The sequence below is a fragment of the Staphylococcus sp. IVB6181 genome, assembly GCF_025561445.1.
Lineage (GTDB): Bacteria > Bacillota > Bacilli > Staphylococcales > Staphylococcaceae > Staphylococcus > Staphylococcus simulans_B.
Genome location: NZ_CP095096.1, coordinates 58157 through 76231, shown reverse-complemented (window position 1 = coordinate 76231; position 18075 = coordinate 58157). Strand labels below are relative to the sequence as shown.

Sequence of the window (18075 nt, the reverse complement as noted above, 5' to 3'; positions counted from 1 at the left end):
GAGCCTAGTAAGTCGGAAGCTTACTAAGCTCTGAATTAAAGGCTCACAAATGGTAGTTGTGAAACTTTAACGAACCTTAATAGTTCTATAACTTCTGTACTGTCTTGGCAAATAAGTACAAGAGTTGTTTTTATCATTTTATTGATAGCAGTCTTTAGTGCATAAGCAACTATACCAACAAACACATACTTTCAAAATTCAAATGAATTTTTGTAGTACAAAACCTCCTCGATGTCTCCATTAAAGGATCGAGGAGGTTTTGTTTTCCTTACTTCAATTCAACGACTATTATTAGCCTTATGATAATATAAACTCCAATCATGAATGACTTACTATTAAACTCATGTCACCTTTAAAAGTAATATCTAAATCTTCTGAGGTAATGATAAAGTGTGTGCCTTTTTCTATATTGCTTGTTTCTCCGTCTATAATAACCTCTCCGCTTCCCTCAATCACAGAGACCAAGCAGTACTCGTAAGGCTTTTCAAATGTTAACTCACCTTTAATATCCCATTTCTCAACGGTGAAGAATGTGTTTGAAACAAATTGTGTATAGGCTTGTCCATTACGTGTTTCATGTTTCGGCGTTGTATTAGGATTAGTTTGTTTAACATCAATGACAGCTTTACTTTGTTCTAAGTGTAATTCACGTGTATTGCCGTTTTTATCTTTACGATTATAATCATAGATACGATATGTGGTATCTGATGATTGTTGCGTTTCAAGTATCATAATACCTGCTCCGATAGCATGAACGGTACCTGCAGGGACATAGAAAAAGTCGCCTGGTTTTACTTTTACTTTATGGAACAAAGCATCAAATGCTTTATTATCAATCATGCGTTCCAGCTCTTCTTGGTTATCTGTATTCACACCGTAAATAATTTCTGCATCTTCTTTGGCGTCTAAAATATACCAACATTCAGTCTTACCGTAACCTTCTCCATGTGCTTGTGCATAAGCATCATCAGGATGTACTTGTACAGATAATTTATCATTTGCATCTAATATTTTTGTCAGTAACGGTAATTTATCTCTTTTGTCATTACCGAACAATGCTTTATCTTCTTCCCATACTTGTTCTAACGTTTTACCTTGGTGCGGACCATTTTCAATTTCATTTGATCCGTGAGGCAAAGCTGAAATTGCCCAACATTCGCCTGTTAAATCATTTGGAATATCGTAATTAAATTGTGTTAAAGCCGAACCGCCCCAAATGCGTTCTTGAAATACTGGTTTTAAAAATAGTGCCATACATTATCATCCTTTATATTGCTTTTAAAATGTCGTAGATTTCATCTTTCGTATCTGCATTAATCAATCTGTCTCGTGTTGCGTCGTCCATAAGTGTTTTAGAAAGTCTTTGTAATAACTTAAGATGTGTATCGTTACTGTTATTCGGTACGACGATTAAGAACACAATCTTAGGCAATGTGCCGTCCAGACTTTCCCAGTCCACACCGTGTTTGTTTTGCAATACTGCGACTACAGGTTGTTTGACTGCATCTGATTTCGCGTGCGGAATTGCGACATTCATACCAATAGCTGTTGTAGATTCAGATTCACGTTTTAATACTGATGTTTTAACTGAATCAAAGTCTTCAACATAATTTTGATTTTTCAGTTCTGTGATTAATCGATCAATCACATCATCACGTTTCATTTCACTGTTTGTTAATTCGATTAAGCTTTTATGGAAAACACTGTTTTCCTTTGTTTCTTGTACAGTTGTGTCTGCATGTACCGGCTCTGTTTGTGTGTGAGCCTCTTGATTATCAGAAAGTTCTGTTGTTGCACCTGCTCCATCAAGTACAGCCGCTGGTCCATTTTTTTGAACAATAATACAGTTGCTGTTGTGATTAAACTACCGATAATGACAGCAATGAAGAACCATAATACGTGCTCAATGCCACCTAAAACTGCAACAATAGGACCGCCGTGTGCGACTCTGTCTCCTACGCCGCCTAAAGCTGCGATAGCTGCAGCGACCATAGCGCCGATCATGTTGGCAGGGATGATACGAAGCGGGTCTTGTGCTGCGAATGGAATAGCACCTTCTGTGATACCGAACAGACCCATCGTGAATGAGGCTTTACCCATTTCTTGTTCTGAGTTATTGAATTTACGTTTTTGAATAAATGTTGCTAAACCTAAACCGATTGGCGGTGTACATACTGCAACCGCAACCATACCCATCACTGCATAGTTGCCTTCAGCAATTAATGCTGAACCGAATAAGAAAGCAACTTTGTTAACGGGGCCGCCCATATCAAAGGCAATCATTGCACCGATAATCAATGCCAGAAGGACAATATTGGCTTCTTGCATGCCTTTCAACCAGCCTGTTAACGCTGTGAATACACCAGAAATCGGTGCACCTATAATAAATACGAAGATTAAACCGACCACTAATGAAGCTAAAATCGGGATAATGATAATCGGCATAATCGGTGCCATAGCTTTCGGCACTTTGACATTTTTAATCCATTTTGCTACATAACCTGCGATAAATCCGGCTACGATACCGCCTAAGAATCCTGCACCTGCTTCACTGCCGTAGAAACTTCCGTCAGCTGCGATAGCACCGCCGATCATACCTGGAACTAACCCTGGTTTATCCGCAATACTATAGGCGATATAACCTGCTAAGATAGGGACCATAAAGCTGAATGATAAGCCCCCGATTTTTTCTATAGATTTCCAGAATGAATCATCTGGAATAACTAAACCTTTTGCGGAAAGTTCTCCTCCAAGTGTTAAAGCAATTGCAATCAGCAAACCGCCGACAACGATAAACGGAACCATGAAAGATACACCGTTCAATAAGTGTTGATAGACCATTTGCACGCCGCTTTTCTTCTCTTCTTCTTCATAACTTTCATCATCTGAAGCACCTTCGTGATGATAAATACGTGCATCTTGATCAATAATGCGTTGAATTAATTGTTTAGGATGATGTATCCCTTCTCTTACGTTTTCGTTAATCAAACGTTTTCCATTAAAACGCGATAAGTCTACTTGTCTGTCAGCTGCGATAATAATACCGTCTGCTTCTTTTATTTCTTTAGCTGTTAATACGTTTTCAGCACCTACGCCGCCTTGTGTTTCAACTTTAATCTCTACACCCATTTCTTTGGCTGCTTGTTCTAATTTTTCTTGCGCCATATATGTGTGTGCAATACCGTTTGGACAAGACGTAATTGCTAATATTTTCATCCGAATCACACTCCTTACTTTGATTGTAAGCGGTAACAAAGAGGCATAAAAAAAGATAATTACCGTTACTACCGGCAATTATCCTTGAATCATTTGTATTAATTTGTTTTTGAATGGCTGGTCATCTAAATAAAGTAATTCATCCATTGCATTTCCTTCAAACTGTGCAATCGTTTGAATGATGCGTTTCGTCAGTTGAATATCATTTTTTGTAGTCGCTAAGAAGAAGACCATTTTGACTTGATGTTCTTTCCAATAGAACCCTTTTTGGCTTTTGAATATCAGTACATGAGACTTCAACACCTTTTCAGGATTCCCGAGCGGAATAGAAATTTGATTACCGATATATGTGGAAGACATTCTTTCACGTTCTAAAGCACTCTCGATATAGCCTTCTAACACAGCATGATTCTCACCTAGAATCATTTGTGCCCTTTCAAAAATTTCAGCCATATTGAACGGCGTATCGCCCTCAGCTTCAACTATGAAGTTGAAACCCGCTATTTCATCTGCTTTCATTGCAGGTTTCAACTTCTTAGCGGTCAACCTTTCCAACTGATGTTTATCATCTTCGCTGAGCAGCGGCGATACTTGAAGCAGTTCTGCATCCTTCGGCAAATGTTTGATTTTGATATCATGTGTTGTGATTAACAAATCAATATCGGAGAAATCATATTGTTCAATTTCTTCTAATCTAATCGTATCTTTTACAACGATATGCTCGTTTAATTTTGATACTTTTGTCGCAAGCAGTTGAGATATACCAATACCGTAATAACAAGCAATGACGACATTTAAATGATTTTGTTCATTACGGTCTATAGAAGATTGAAAATGAATCGTTAAAAATGCAATTTCGTCTTCTGAAAGCTCTATTCCGGCATCTTCTGACATCTGTTGCCCGATGTCGTAAAGTACGTTGAAAATAAAAGGATACAATGTTTTGATTTCTTTCGTAAGCGGATTGTTTAAATAGACTTGTTTCATAATTCTTAAATACGTACGTCCAAAATGAGAATATAAGTTTTCTCTTAGTATTTTGTCTTGAGTGAAACAAACACCTATACGTTCTTCCATACGCTCTATCATTCGATTGATGTAACTTTCAATAAACAGCTTTTGAACTCCTAAATCAAACTTATTGAAGTGATAACTGATAAAGAAAGAAAACAATTGAGTGGTTTGCTTATTAAGTGTGTAGCTGAGTTTATGGTTGATCTCTTCAACAATTTGCTGGGCAATGGTTAAAGCTTCTTGATTTAAACCGCCTAAATATTCATCATTTCCTCTTCGCTTTATAATCAAAATCAAATGGATCAGCAATTGTTCAATTTGGATATCTGACGTATTAATCTTAAACAGCTTCAAATTGTCTTTAATAATCTGTGCGATGGTTTGTACATGTGCATTAGGCAGTTCATTTAAAATCAAAGCTTCTACACGATGATTGTGTGTAGACAGCTGATTCAAATGCAAAATTGCATTGTTGAGGTCAGTCTGACTTCCGACTACTTCAATGCCTTTGCGCGGCTTTAATTTGATAGCTACATCAAACTTTTCGCACCACGCTTGAATGCGGCTGATATAATCTAGAACTTCCTTCTTTGAAAGATGATAGTCGCTTTCTAATTGATGTGTTGTTAATTGCATTTCATTCATTAACAGCTGATAACCTAATGTCACAAGAATTTTATGATCTCTATCTGTATACGCTTTGAGTTTTGTTTCAACTGTTTCAACGCTGTAAAGTTCAGTGTTTAATTGATAACCCCTCGATTTCACACTTACAATCAAGTCTTTCAAAAACACTGCATTCACATACTTTATATCATTACGTATCGTTCTGTTAGACGCGTTTAAGAAGGCAGCAACATCATCAGATGTTAAAAAATGATTGGCATTATTCACAAAGAGCTGAATTAAATTAATATGTCTTTCAATCATTCTAACCGCCTCCTCATGTTATTACATTTAGTGTAAGCCATTTCATAAGAAATACCTAATACTTAGATAAAGTACAATATTTCACATAAAATTCATAATTCTCCAAAATAATTATAAGTTATTATATTTCCGGCAATCTAATCATGTTATTATACTCTTATTCAAAAGGAGGAGATCACATGCACCAAGCACGTAACAAAAGCACTTTGCAATTTATTTATACAGCAGTCATTGCTGGATTATTATCAGGGATTGTTAAATTAGGATGGGAAGTCATGTTTCCGCCGCGTACACCAGAGCGTAATGCGACTAATCCCCCTCAACAACTGCTTCAACAATTAGGTTTCTCACCTGATTTTACACATCAAACTTACCAATTTTCAGAACAGATGCTGCCTTGGGTCAGCTTTATCGTACATTATAGCTTCTCTATCGTTATTGCTTTAATCTATATCTACTTAGCGAAAAAATACAGCTGGATTTATGCAGGGTATGGTGCTGTCTTCGGTATCATCGTTTGGATCGGGTTCCACCTTGTACTTATGCCTTTAATTCAAACCGTTCCTGCACCTTGGGATCAACCTTTCCATGAACATCTATCAGAATTATTCGGTCATATTGTTTGGATGATGACAATCGAATTAGTCAGACGCTATGCTATTTATAAAGATAAAGCGTTGAAAGCTTAATATGTATCAAAACAGACTGCGTATCTTTTTATCCCTTGAGATACGCAGTCTGTTTTACTTGATATTTACTTCACACGTTGCCACACAAGTTTTTGGTTACGATTATTACCATTCACGATAGTCAGGATATCATCCTCAAGTGAGAATTCACGCGGCTGTGTATCACCTAACCATGTCGGATTCATACTTACTAACATAGTATGGTAAATGGTTGAATGTGCTTCGTCTATTTCAAAGTTGCCTGCATAAGCAAGATAGCCTTCAGCTGCTGTTGCCATTTCTTCTGTTGTACCTTTATGAAGGTCGCCTGAAGCATAAGCAGGTCTGCCTTGTTTCATTAATTGCGCTGACATATAACCATCAGGGTTATACATAATAAACCCTGTTGCATCTTCGCCAAATGGATAATAAATACTTCCATCTTCAGCAACATCTTGATATTTAACTAATTTCCATGTTCCTATAAGTTGTTCCATAAGTTGTGACATCAATACATTTCTCCTTTTATAAACTCAATTATGCGTTCATACCGCCTGATACACTGATTGTTTCTCCAGTGATGGCAGAAGCTTTATCAGAAGCTAAAAAGACAACTGTATCCGCAATTTCTTCTGGTTCTAATAAACGGTTCATAGGCATTTTGCCTGTAATGTGTTTTTCCATGGCTTCTTGTTCTGTAGATTGATCTTGTTCAGCTAGTTTTGCTAATTGATTTTCGATAAGTGCAGTGCGGACAGGTCCTGGTAAGACTGCATTGACTGTAATACCGTCATCAACTGTTTCCAATGCGACAGATTTTGTAAAGCCGATTTGAGCAAATTTTGAAGCGACATAAGCTGATTTGTATGGGTCTGCATTTTCACCATGTGCAGATGAAATAACAATGATACGCCCTTGTTTTTGTTGTTTCATAAACGGCAATACATGTTTTGTCATTAAGAATGTGCCTGTTTGAATGACACCCAGTACTTTATTCCATTGTTCTAATGGGAAGTCCTCTGTTGCGGAAATATATTGAATACCTGCATTATTAACAAGCACATCAATAGAGCCGTAATTAGCATTAATATCTTTAACTGCATTTTCGACATGTGTTTCATTCGTTACATCTACAGTATAAGCGTGACCTTCTTTTAAGCTGTCTGCCGCTTCTTTTGCTTTTTCCTGACTCATATCTAATATAAAGACACGGTAACCTTCGCTATCAAAAGCTTTAGCAATAGCATAACCGATACCTTGTGCTGCCCCTGTAATAATTACATTTTTTGTCATAAATCCATTCTCCTTGTTTTTATATTTATCTGAAAGTTAATACGTTATTTGGTCTTCGTTACATCTCTATTCTCTCTTGTGTATGCTGATTTGTACAATACGCTTTTAACTATCAAATCTATAACAATTTAGTTATAGTAGACATCAATCATTGGTTAGGAAGTGGTCGTATGTATAAAGAAAATGCAAAACAATATTTAGAAGCGATTGCTGCTTATGGCAGTATTTCTCATGCCGCAAAACAACTCTTCATTTCACAGCCCTATTTAAGCAAGTTTGTTAAAGATATTGAAGAAGCAGGCGTGCAGCTGATCGACCGCACAAATACACCTATTACTTTAACTTATGCTGGTGAACGTTATCTCTCTTATCTCGAACAAATGCAACAGCTTTTCCATCAAATGGAGAATGAACTCCAAGAGATTTCAAACCTGAAGAGAGGACGCCTTAAAATCGGTGTCAATCCAATACTTGCATCCCATAATTTATATAATATCTTGCCGAAATTCATCAAAATGAATCCGGGTATCGACGTTAAGCTGATTGAAGACAATGCAAAACAAATCGAAAAACTATTAGAACAGCATGAAATTGATTTGAGCCTTACGATTCTTCCCATTGATAACGAAAATATCGACTATGAAGTACTGTATAAGGAACCTATCTACCTATTGATTCCAAACGATTATATGTTCACCAAAAATATTAAAACACTAGATTATCAATTTTCATTTTCTTACAGCGATTTAAATCGCCAAAAGTTTATCGTGCTGAAATCTGATATGACATTAAGAAAAGTCATGAATCATTTCTTTAATACTTACAACATTGAACCGCATATCGTTATGGAAACCATGAGTATCGACAATGCATTAAAACTTGCGAGTGAAGGTTTAGGTATTACCCTTGTACCTGAAAGTGTTAAAAACAACAACATTCATAAAAGTGCCTATTACTTCAAGCTCGATATTCAAGAATACAATAATACGGTTGCTATTGCTTACCCTAAAAACAGAAAACTCACTAAAGCTTCAAGACGTTTTATTGACACAGCTATTCAATCCTTTACGACAGATTTCAACTCTGAATCAACCTGATTATGTAAACCTTTTCATTAGAACTCGCTGAGTTAGAAGTTTACACTTATAGTGAGAACATAATACAGAAAGGAAGTTCTATATGGGAAGACTTACAGACAAAGTTATGATTATTACAGGCGGTGCTCAAGGTATGGGAGAAGTACATGCCAAGAAAGCAATAGCAGAAGGTGCTAAAGTTGTGATTACTGATATCAATGAGGAAAAAGGACAAAAAACATCAGAAGCTTTAGGGGAACAAGCCCTGTTTATCAAACATGATGTCACAAAACAAGAAGACTGGGAACGTGTTGTTGATCAGGTATTGAAACAGTGGGATAAAATCGATGTTTTAGTGAATAATGCAGGTATTACTTATAATCAATCTATTGAAGAACTCTCATTAGAAGACTATATGAAAATTGTGAATATCAACCAAGTTTCAGTATTTCTAGGTATTAAAACCGTGTCTCGTGTTATGAAGCAGCAAGAAAATGGTTCTATTATTAATATCTCTTCTATGAACGGACTAGTCGGCGGTGCAATCGGCTATACGGACACTAAATTTGCGGTCAGAGGTATGACAAAAGCTGCCGCAAGCGCTTTGTCACCATTTAATATTCGAGTTAATTCCGTTCACCCTGGTGTCATTCAAACACCAATGTTAGAACAAGAAGATGTAAAAGAAGCCGTACAGCGTTTTGAGAAATCTATTCCTATGCGCCGTATTGCACAACCTGAAGAAGTTTCTAACCTTGTTTGTTTCTTAGCTTCTGATGAAGCATCTTATTCTACAGGTTCAGAATTTGTGATTGATGGCGGTATCACAGCGTTGTAAATGCATAACATAGCACAAGTACTTATACTCAATTATTCTTGTATGACAAAATCAGGCAGCCTACCTGCTCTTTGAGCTTGGTAAGCTGCCTTTTATTAATATATTAGAATTTCAACTGATTAAATTTGAACTTCATGCTGCACAGATTCTTCTGGCAATGTTTGGTTACTGCCGCCGCTGCCATAGTTATTCGGTGCTTGATCCCCAGGCAGTACCAATAAATAGATAACGTAGATAGAAATCGCAATTGCCGCAATAAAGCCTAGCACACCTAAAATGAATAATATGCTTAATGCTGCGCCGCTGCTGTCGTTGGCTGCTAAAATCGCGCCGAAGAAGAATATAAACATTGCAACCATCACAATAATACCGCTGACATATGAAATAATCGCAAATAACATAGAACGGTTGGTATCATGCAAGCGTCTTACCATCACTGTAAATGATGGAATCATAATCGCAAGACCGAAGATAGAACTTAATATTCCGCCTGAAAGTACCCCTAAGATAGTTGAAATGACCATGTTAATCCAAAACGGATGCCAATAGTCTGGACGATGAGAACGTCCTTTTACATCGACAAAACGTGTCCAAAATTCTTTATAACTTTTAATGATTTGATTTTCAGATTGGTTCATAACGCGCTCCTCTCCCATTACTTTAGTAACATTATACACAGATAGCGTTAAGCAACTCAAATTAATTTTTAGTAAATTATTTGTTAATTCTCATGTAGTTTACATCTTAATTTAGGTATTTTACGCAATCAAAAAGAGCCTGGTTTGACCCAGACTCCTTTGATATCAACCTTATTCCATAACATCACTTTTCTCAGCTTTTTCTGCTACTTTTCTCATCACAGGATCAATCATCGGTTTAAAGATAATACCGATTAACAAGAAGCCGATACCGAATAAGGATAAGAATATAACCTTCTTCGTTAAGATTTCAGGTACATAACCTCCGACCGCTTCTCTCATCGCATCAATCGCATACGAAAACGGCATAAACGGATGTATCATTTGGAAGAACTCCGGCGTGACTTCAATCGGGAATGTACCTCCGCCGCCTGCGATCTGCAGGACTAACATAATAATCGCAATGGCTTTCCCTGGGTTGCCGAGTAATGACACCAAGGTGTACACAATCGATACGAACACGAGTGATGAAAGGACTGAAAGTCCGATAAACCATCCAACGTGTTCCACTTGTGCTTTCAAGATAATCAAGTCCCCGATAGACACAATCAAGGATTGAATAATACCGATAAGGTAGAACAGTCCCATCTTGCCAATATATGTCTCTCTCGTTGTGAGCTGCTGCGTCATGGCAGTGTGCTTGTTATCTGTCGTAAGCAAGCTCACCATCAGCAATGCTCCCACCCAAATCGCAAGTGCTGTATAGAATGGTGTACTTGCGGAACCATAATCTTTAACAGGGAAAATATCTTTCTCTTTAATATTAATCGGGTTGGCGATGACATCTGCTTGTTTCTTCAAGTCATTTTTCAGTAAATCCACCATTTTATCTACTGCGTCATCATCTTCAATTTCATTAAAGAGTTTATTGGCTTTTGCGATATCCTTCTCGATATCAGGCAAATCATGACGGATAAATTCTGCTAAGTTATGCAAGTCTTCTTTAGCTTGCGGCTGATTCTCATTCAGCAAGTCCACTAAACGATCATAACGGCTAAACAATGTCGGTACATTTTGGTTTACCGTTGCAGTTGTATCTGCCAGCTGCTGTTCCAACTCAGGCAAGTCGTTTCTGATAAATGATGCTGCGCGTTCTACACCTTGCTTGAACTCTGGATAGTAGTGCTGTGCAACTGCCATCGCATCCATATAACGTTGTTCAAGTCCCGGCAATGCACTTTGAATCGTGTCGATTCTATCGCCGGCAATATTTAAGATAGATTGTCCTTCATCGATAACTTGATGAATCGTATTCAGTTTAGACTGTACTGCAGATAGTTTTGTTTCGCCTTCATTCAACACTGACATAATTTCATTAGAGACATTGATGAGACGTTGATTCAAATCAGAGCGGATATAATTTCTCCAGTCGCTTAATGCACTATCCACACGCGGCAATTCTTTTAATAAATCCACCGCTTCGATTTTACCTGAACTGCCGTTCGCTAAGGCATCTCTTAATTGGTTTTGTTTCTTAATCAAGTGATTGACTCTGTTGTTTGCGGCTTCTAACGCTTGTATCTCTTGAGATAAATCCACATGTTCTCTTTCTTCTAACTCTGAAAGAATATCAATCAGCTGCTGGTTAGTCTTGCTTGTCACTTCAAGACGTTCTGTCATATTGTCTAAAGGTCCTTTAAAGTCTTTAGGCTGATCAGAAGCTAAAATACCATACGTGATATTTTCCATCGCATTGAGATCTTTTTGACTGCTTTCTGCTTGCTGCTCTGCCTGTTTGGATAATGATAACAATGCAGTTGAGAGAGACGATTCCATTGCACTGACATCATTTTGATTGAATGTATCGTTGCTGGAATTATCGTTCGTACTCATTTGAGCAGTTTGATAATTTCTTGATGCAGACATGCTTTGCGGTGCTGTATCAGCACGTTCTTGCAAGTTTTGATTTACATTTTGGTTCACGTTTTGTGCATTATCCAGCACTTCTTGATAACTGCCGACACGTTGCTCTACAGCTGATAAGTAACCTTGTGCTTCATTGAGACCTTGTTTGCCTGTCTCAACCCCTTCGCTCGCAATATCGACACCGCGGTTAATGCGCGGGAAGGCTTGCGGTACGTCATTCGATGCAATATTTAAAGCGCGTTCTATATTCGGCAAGTATTCATTCAGTGCGAGAATCAGTTTTGCTTTCTCATTCAATGCCGGTACTGCCGCATTCACTCGGTTTAATTTATCAACCGCATCTAAGACATCGCCTTTATAGTTGTCTAAACCTCTGAACTTATCAGCGTAGCCATCAAGCTGATTTTGGTTTTGATCCAAGTATAAGATTTTCTTTGCGAACTCATTGATTTTCGGTATAGAATCGTTGGCTGTTCCGACTGCTTTTTTAATCTTGTTAATCGTCGGTATTTCTTTTTCCAGTTTGATACCTAAGCGGTTGGCTTCGTCTAACAAGGCTTTTGTGACGGTCTCATTAAACTTCTCATTCGCCTTTTGGACAATGGCACTGGTACCTGCATCTGTCATTTTAGGCGCAATTGCGTTCAGTTTTTGGTTCACTTTATATTCTACATCTGCTTGTTGAGGGTCTTTTCTCAATGTTCCTGTAATTTGATGGGTGAACTTATCAGGTATGTACATCGCAGCGTAATATTTACCCATCCTCAAGTCATGGTCAGCTTTCTTCCGGCTGACAAATTCCCAGTCAAAGTGATCATCTTTCTTTAAGGTATCGACAATGGTGTCGCCTACGTTAATCTGTTTGCCTTTGACTTTATCTCCTTTATCCTCATTAACCACAGCAATTTTTATATTTTTTGTGTTTCCGTACGGATCCCAAGTCGCATCCAAGTTAAACCATGCATAAAAAGACGGCAGTATGGCGATACCGCCTAAAATCACCAGCACACCTGGGTTTTTAATGATTTTCTTTAAATCCATCAGAAACAGCTGGATTGCATTCTTCATTTATACACCTCTAAAATTGTATCTATTTTAAACCTAACATTAATTCAAATTCACTATTTGTTTATTTTGTATAAATTGATATAATGGCTTCATTAGAAAGGGTATATCTCAAATAGTTAATCGGTGTCAACTTACCATAAGACTGTAACCAGTGTACCAAGTCAAACGATAGTTTGTACATAGTAAAGTATAATATTTAAGCGAGGTATTTTCATGAAGAAACAAAAATTATTCGTCTGTATGCTTTCGACTTCATTACTCCTTCCATCTTTCCCCTTGAATAATATCAGCACAGCGGCTTCAGATGAAATCACTGCACCTGATGTTTCACAAGAGGATTCGAAAAGCAGCACACCAAAATCATCGGACACTTCACATACAGAAGATAAAGCAGATGACTCAAAAGCTGCTTCTTCTGAAAATGATGATGACATAGAAAAAGGATCATCTAAAACAACAGAACCAAAATCTAAAGCGTCCACACATGATGAAACAGCGTCAGCACAAAAAGCTGCGGACAATGCACAAGAAAAAAACACGACAAAACCATCAACTAACACTGATACACCTACAAGCGATTATGATAAATATACGTTAGACTTCTTTAAACCAGCAGAACAACGTACAAACAATCATCGTTTCCATAGTTGGTTCAGCCGCTTCTTCCAAAGCAGCCAAAATGAAACAGACCAAGCGCCTTCAACCAAACAGGAAACAACGTCTAACCCAGCACCCAATGGTTCTAATGAAACTTTCTTCATGAATGAAGATACCAACAATCAAACAACACCAGTACAGCCATCAGAAGATGAAACAGCATCCCAACCAGATACCGATTCTGATACACCAGCGCCTGAAACTGATACAGACAACAACGATGTATCTGAATCCTCTAATGAGACACAAGACTCTAATACACAAAATAACAACGCTGACTCTGAAACTTCACCGGATGTCTCACAAGATGACAATGACATTCTCCAGCAACTAGACGAAGCCGGTTCCAACGCTGCTGATGATTCAGCAACTATAGATAAAGATACACAAGAACCTTCAGAATCCAATCCAACCGAAACACCGGATAATGATGGTACTGATACAGGCACTTCATCAGAGAGTGATACAACGCAAGATACTCAAGAAGACACAAAAGCACCTGAGTCAGAATCACAAGCAGATGACCGTGTCTTAGAATCGATACTAGATCAATACAGTGAAGATGCGAAACAAAGCAAAGCAGATTATGATGCGCAAAAAGAAAAACAAGCACAGCCTAAGACACCTCAACAATCCAAATCGCCACAAGCATCTTCAAAACAGTCGAAAGAAAATCATAAAAACCCGCAATTGCCTTCTCAATCAGAGAGGAAACATAAACAAAAACCTGCACAATCGTTTGAAGGTGATTTGAGACGTTCGAACCTCAGAACAACTGCGACCTTCCAATTGTTGCCTAATGTATCAAACCGCTCAGAACAGTCTGGTGATTTCGCAGTCAACGAAAATAAAGCTACACGCGACTTTATTAAATCCATTGCGAAAGATGCACATCAAATCGGACAAGATGAAGATATTTATGCTTCTGTCATGATTGCACAAGCAATTTTAGAATCAGACTCAGGCAATAGCAGTCTAGCACGTGCACCGCATTATAACTTATTTGGTATTAAGGGTGCGTACCAAGGACAGTCTGCGACTTTTAATACGCTTGAAGACAGCGGAAGCAGTATGTATCAAATCTCTGCACAATTTCGCAGTTATCCAAGTGAAAAAGAATCACTTGAAGACTATGCGGCGTTAATTAAAAACGGCATTGACGGCAATCCGACGATTTATCAGCCGACTTGGAAAAGCGAAGCTTCAAGCTATCGTGCCGCAACAAGACACTTAGCTACAACTTATGCGACGGATACACGTTATGCGGATAAATTGAACAGTCTGATCCGTCATTATGATTTAACACAATTCGACAAACAAAAGATGCCTAACCTATCTGACTACCAGCCAAGTACGACAAAAAGCCATGGAGACTTTAAACCGTTTGAAGAAACGACAGGCAACACACCTTATCCGCATGGACAATGTACATGGTATGTCTATAATCGTATGGCACAATTCAATCAATCTATCAGCGGCGACTTAGGTGATGCGCGTAATTGGAATAATCGCGCAGAACGTAAAGGTTACCATGTCTCTGATGCTCCAAAAGCACATAGTGCAGTGGTCTTTGAAGCTGGCCAGCAAGGTGCAGACGGTATCTATGGTCATGTAGCCTTTGTGGAAAAAGTTAATCCAGATGGTTCTATTGTTATTTCTGAATCTAACGTTCAAGGTTTAGGCGTTATTTCTTACAGAACTATAGACGCACAAGATGCATCTGAATTAAGTTATATTGAAGGCCAAAAATAAAATATTCCAAAGATAAAACGCTCCATTCAAAACCAAGCAATTGGTCCTTTGAATGGAGCGTTATTTATAATGATTTTTCTTCAATGAATTGAATGATTAAGATGATTTCGTTTTACGGCGTTTCACAAACCATGTAATACCGCTTCCGATAATAACGAATGCAATACCTAGCGGCAATGCTGAGCGTTTAGCGACTTCACCCGCTGCCGGCAAATCAAAGTTGCCGTCATCATCAAATAAACCGCTTAAGAAGTCATCAGACGGATTGCCTAAAGATAAAGCACGTCCTTGCGAAGGATTTGGAATATCAGGAATTTTATCCAACACACTGTCTCTGCTTAACAGTTTATCTAGGAGACTCGGTCCGCTGAATAGGCCTGTATGACTGCCAAGCAATGGTTTATCCAATCCGCTTTCTTTAGACAGCTGCAATAAGCTTGGTGTGTCTTTTAACGGATCAAAGATACCGCGTACATCTGATTTCAATCGACTGATATCATTATCTACTTTGAGTAAATGATTCAAATGGCGATCAATATCAGAAGTCATTAATTTTAATAGTTCAGCCTTCTTATCTTCTTTCTTTACGATGATATTCGCTAATGCACGTGCTTTAGCATCGTTGAATTTAGAAGCTAATATCGTTTCAATTGCTTGGCGCTGATTATGTGCTTGGTCAATCACATTGCCAAGAATATCGTCGCCTGAAACATCTGAACCATAATGTTGTTTAAGCAGTTGTACAATTTGTGCACTGTTTGGATGATTGCGCATGATTTCTGAAGCTTTATCCGCTGCTTCTTGTTGTTCAAATTTCGTAGATAATAAAGTCTGAATCAACGCTTCTTTATCTTCTGCTTTATCAAACATAGATTCTAATAAGCTGTCGCTTGAGAAGGAAGAGAGTCCATCTAATTGACTTAAGACTTGGCTCGCAATTTGTGAGTCTGTTTTGCCTTTAGTTTCAATACGATCAAGTATAGACTGTGTTTGTTGTTCATCCACAGTACTGCCGATAATGGATTTCACTGCTTCTCGTTTATCTGAAGCAGATTGCAGACGGTCTAAGACAATACTATCTTGTTGTTTTAAGTTTTCTTTAGTCGTTTCAATTTCATTTATGAGATGGTCGGCTTTTGATTTTGAAAGTTCATGGCGTTCAGCTAATCTATTTTCCAGTTCCTGCAAGTTGGCCTCTTTATTTTGAACATATTGGTCTAAATCTTGTTTCGTTGTTTCTCGTGCAGTTGTCACACGATCAATATCATGTCTAATAGTACTTAATGCTTGTGAAGCTTGTGTGTTCACTTCATCCGCTTTATCGTCCTCATTGTCAGAAAGGTCTCTTTCACCATCATTTAGTTTCCCATTATCAACTTTATGAGAGAGTGCTTCTAAATCTGAGATAAATGCATCAATACTTTGATTGGCCTTTTCCTGCTTTAATTGAGCATCTGCCACTTGAGATGAAGTACTTGGATCACTTGTTTGTGCTTGTTGTGAAGTTTGATTCAAATCTTCACGCACTTTTTCTAATCGGTCTGATACATCCGCTGCTTCATTACCTTGAGTTGTTTGATTTTCATTGTGAGTAGAAGTATTTGATTGTGTTTCATTATTTTTTGTTAAATCAGAAGCTGCTTTATCTTCTTTAAGTTGTGTTTCTTTTTCTTTAACATCTTTTAAAATTGCGTCTATTTGCGATACACGCTCTGCTTTATCGATATCTGTTTTGAATTTAGCTTTATCTCTATCATTCATTGTTTTAATAAGATTAATTTCTTTTTTCGCTTCTTCTATACGCGACTTAAGTGTTGTTGCATTAGTATCTTGTGTGGTTTTAATATCTGTTTGGTTTTCCACTGCCACAGCAGGTGTGGACGTTAAGTTATAACTAAATAACGTCGTACTTAACAATACAACAGCACTTGTAAATTTAAATGAATGGCTGAACTTATTTTTATGATTTGAATCAGGGTATCTCTCTTTTTTCATTCACTTCACCTTTCCTCATCACTATGCAGCTATCATTATATTAGTTTACACCTATCATTCAAAGAGGAAACTATTAATTGCTTTAATTCATCGATTTCTAAAGGTCTGTCTTTCTTTCTATGAATCATTCTATGGCAATTCGGACAAAGTGGAACTAAATCAGTTTGCGGATCTACACTAACTTCTTTTCTAGTAATGTACATTGGCTTAGTATGATGCACTTCAATGAATCCTTTACCTAATTCTCCATAATATTCTTCAAAGTTAAACCCACATACTTTGCATGTCATACCATGAGTTTCTATAGCTTTTCTTCTTAGAGATTGGTCCCTCTCAAATCTAGTGCCATAACTTTTTATGAGTTTCCCTTCTTTATACAAGAAATTTTCTAATTCACTTTCTTCAGAAGCAGTGTTTTGTTCATTATCAAAACTATCTAAAATAAATTTAAGCAATTCATCCTTTAAGGATCTCGGCCCTTGAATATTTCTTTTTAATCCATACTTTTTAAGTTCTTTTAATGTTATAGGAGTTTGTGTTTTACTCTTTAATAATTTTAATTCCATGTAATTTCCATAATTTCCATAGTTTTCAGTATTAGTCATAAACTCTTTATCTTCCATAGACTCAGTTGATTTGTTTACATTTTGAATTATACACATATACATAATCCCCGAATAAGGCTTACTAGCATATATAAATACTTTATCGCCTGGTCGCGCTGACTTCATATTGTTACTTTGTTTCCAATCTATAACCTCTAACTTATTAAATGCACCAATTACATCATATGATTTTACATTACACGGTATAACCCAATATTTATTACTCATATCGCACCTCCATATTTTATTTTTTCATAATCCACCTATTTATACATCACACTAATTATATATATTTTAACTTTACCCTTTTCTATCTAACTTGCTTAAACATTTCCTTAATCTTAGAATTAATGTGAGTAAATCAATACACGAGATGTATTGAATAATTAATGGAGTGAT

The 18075-nt window shown here is 37.3% G+C and carries 12 protein-coding genes and 1 pseudogene; 4 read left to right on the top strand and 9 right to left on the bottom strand.

Going from position 1 to position 18075, the window contains the following annotated elements:
* Window positions 1-318 precede the first annotated feature (318 nt).
* The 3 genes and pseudogenes from manA to MUA90_RS00325 form a co-directional block, all read right to left on the bottom strand.
* Window positions 319-1254, bottom strand: coding sequence for a mannose-6-phosphate isomerase, class I (gene manA, locus MUA90_RS00335; protein ID WP_262587585.1), 936 nt, complete (start codon window positions 1252-1254; stop codon window positions 319-321).
* A 13-nt stretch (window positions 1255-1267) separates the two neighbouring features.
* Window positions 1268-3216 (bottom strand): annotated as a pseudogene (locus MUA90_RS00330) (fructose-specific PTS transporter subunit EIIC).
* Between the two features lie 78 nt (window positions 3217-3294).
* Window positions 3295-5160, bottom strand: a complete 1866-nt coding sequence (locus MUA90_RS00325; RefSeq protein WP_262587583.1) for a BglG family transcription antiterminator — start codon at window positions 5158-5160, stop codon at window positions 3295-3297.
* 179 nt (window positions 5161-5339) lie between these two features.
* Here MUA90_RS00325 and MUA90_RS00320 point away from each other — a divergent pair, with 179 nt between their 5' ends.
* A complete protein-coding gene (locus MUA90_RS00320; protein WP_105994022.1) occupies window positions 5340-5849 on the top strand; it encodes a YagU family protein in 510 nt (169 codons plus the stop codon).
* 65 nt (window positions 5850-5914) lie between these two features.
* Here MUA90_RS00320 and MUA90_RS00315 read toward each other — a convergent pair whose 3' ends face one another.
* Together MUA90_RS00315 and MUA90_RS00310 are read right to left on the bottom strand one after the other, a co-directional pair.
* Window positions 5915-6337 carry a lipocalin-like domain-containing protein gene (locus MUA90_RS00315; protein ID WP_105994023.1) on the bottom strand — a complete coding sequence of 141 codons (423 nt, stop codon included), beginning with the start codon at window positions 6335-6337 and terminating at the stop codon, window positions 5915-5917.
* Between the two features lie 28 nt (window positions 6338-6365).
* Window positions 6366-7121, bottom strand: coding sequence for an SDR family NAD(P)-dependent oxidoreductase (locus MUA90_RS00310; protein WP_262587580.1), 756 nt, complete (start codon window positions 7119-7121; stop codon window positions 6366-6368).
* Window positions 7122-7291: 170 nt separating this feature from the next.
* Here MUA90_RS00310 and MUA90_RS00305 point away from each other — a divergent pair, with 170 nt between their 5' ends.
* Both MUA90_RS00305 and MUA90_RS00300 read left to right on the top strand, forming a co-directional pair.
* Complete coding sequence (locus MUA90_RS00305; RefSeq protein WP_262587578.1) at window positions 7292-8218, top strand: LysR family transcriptional regulator; 927 nt, start codon at window positions 7292-7294, stop codon at window positions 8216-8218.
* 82 nt (window positions 8219-8300) lie between these two features.
* Window positions 8301-9035 (top strand): glucose 1-dehydrogenase, encoded by a 735-nt coding sequence (locus MUA90_RS00300; RefSeq protein ID WP_262587576.1) that lies wholly within the window; start codon window positions 8301-8303, stop codon window positions 9033-9035.
* Window positions 9036-9154: 119 nt separating this feature from the next.
* Here the strand turns inward: MUA90_RS00300 and MUA90_RS00295 are convergent, their stop codons facing one another.
* Complete coding sequence (locus MUA90_RS00295; RefSeq protein WP_262587574.1) at window positions 9155-9673, bottom strand: DUF805 domain-containing protein; 519 nt, start codon at window positions 9671-9673, stop codon at window positions 9155-9157.
* 171 nt (window positions 9674-9844) lie between these two features.
* Window positions 9845-12667, bottom strand: a complete 2823-nt coding sequence (locus MUA90_RS00290; RefSeq protein WP_262587572.1) for a YhgE/Pip domain-containing protein — start codon at window positions 12665-12667, stop codon at window positions 9845-9847.
* Window positions 12668-12880: 213 nt separating this feature from the next.
* Here MUA90_RS00290 and MUA90_RS00285 point away from each other — a divergent pair, with 213 nt between their 5' ends.
* A complete protein-coding gene (locus MUA90_RS00285; RefSeq protein WP_262587570.1) occupies window positions 12881-15076 on the top strand; it encodes an amidase domain-containing protein in 2196 nt (731 codons plus the stop codon).
* A gap of 96 nt (window positions 15077-15172) precedes the next feature.
* Here MUA90_RS00285 and MUA90_RS00280 read toward each other — a convergent pair whose 3' ends face one another.
* Together MUA90_RS00280 and MUA90_RS00275 are read right to left on the bottom strand one after the other, a co-directional pair.
* Window positions 15173-17071, bottom strand: coding sequence for a hypothetical protein (locus tag MUA90_RS00280; RefSeq protein WP_262587569.1), 1899 nt, complete (start codon window positions 17069-17071; stop codon window positions 15173-15175).
* A 35-nt stretch (window positions 17072-17106) separates the two neighbouring features.
* Entirely contained in the window at window positions 17107-17904 is a 798-nt protein-coding gene (locus MUA90_RS00275) for an HNH endonuclease (protein ID WP_262587566.1), read from the bottom strand.
* Window positions 17905-18075 lie beyond the last annotated feature (171 nt).

What these genes read in the sequence shown, in the direction of transcription:
- MUA90_RS00325 (WP_262587583.1), bottom strand. Translation starts at nt 5,160, where the DNA reads ATGATTGAAAGACATATTAATTTAATTCAGCTCTTTGTGAATAATGCC.
- MUA90_RS00275 (WP_262587566.1), bottom strand. Translation starts at nt 17,904, where the DNA reads ATGAGTAATAAATATTGGGTTATACCGTGTAATGTAAAATCATATGAT.
- MUA90_RS00300 (WP_262587576.1), top strand. Translation starts at nt 8,301, where the DNA reads ATGGGAAGACTTACAGACAAAGTTATGATTATTACAGGCGGTGCTCAA.
- MUA90_RS00290 (WP_262587572.1), bottom strand. Translation starts at nt 12,667, where the DNA reads ATGAAGAATGCAATCCAGCTGTTTCTGATGGATTTAAAGAAAATCATT.
- MUA90_RS00280 (WP_262587569.1), bottom strand. Translation starts at nt 17,071, where the DNA reads ATGAAAAAAGAGAGATACCCTGATTCAAATCATAAAAATAAGTTCAGC.
- MUA90_RS00305 (WP_262587578.1), top strand. Translation starts at nt 7,292, where the DNA reads ATGTATAAAGAAAATGCAAAACAATATTTAGAAGCGATTGCTGCTTAT.
- MUA90_RS00285 (WP_262587570.1), top strand. Translation starts at nt 12,881, where the DNA reads ATGAAGAAACAAAAATTATTCGTCTGTATGCTTTCGACTTCATTACTC.
- MUA90_RS00320 (WP_105994022.1), top strand. Translation starts at nt 5,340, where the DNA reads ATGCACCAAGCACGTAACAAAAGCACTTTGCAATTTATTTATACAGCA.
- MUA90_RS00315 (WP_105994023.1), bottom strand. Translation starts at nt 6,337, where the DNA reads ATGTCACAACTTATGGAACAACTTATAGGAACATGGAAATTAGTTAAA.
- manA (WP_262587585.1), bottom strand. Translation starts at nt 1,254, where the DNA reads ATGGCACTATTTTTAAAACCAGTATTTCAAGAACGCATTTGGGGCGGT.
- MUA90_RS00295 (WP_262587574.1), bottom strand. Translation starts at nt 9,673, where the DNA reads ATGAACCAATCTGAAAATCAAATCATTAAAAGTTATAAAGAATTTTGG.
- MUA90_RS00310 (WP_262587580.1), bottom strand. Translation starts at nt 7,121, where the DNA reads ATGACAAAAAATGTAATTATTACAGGGGCAGCACAAGGTATCGGTTAT.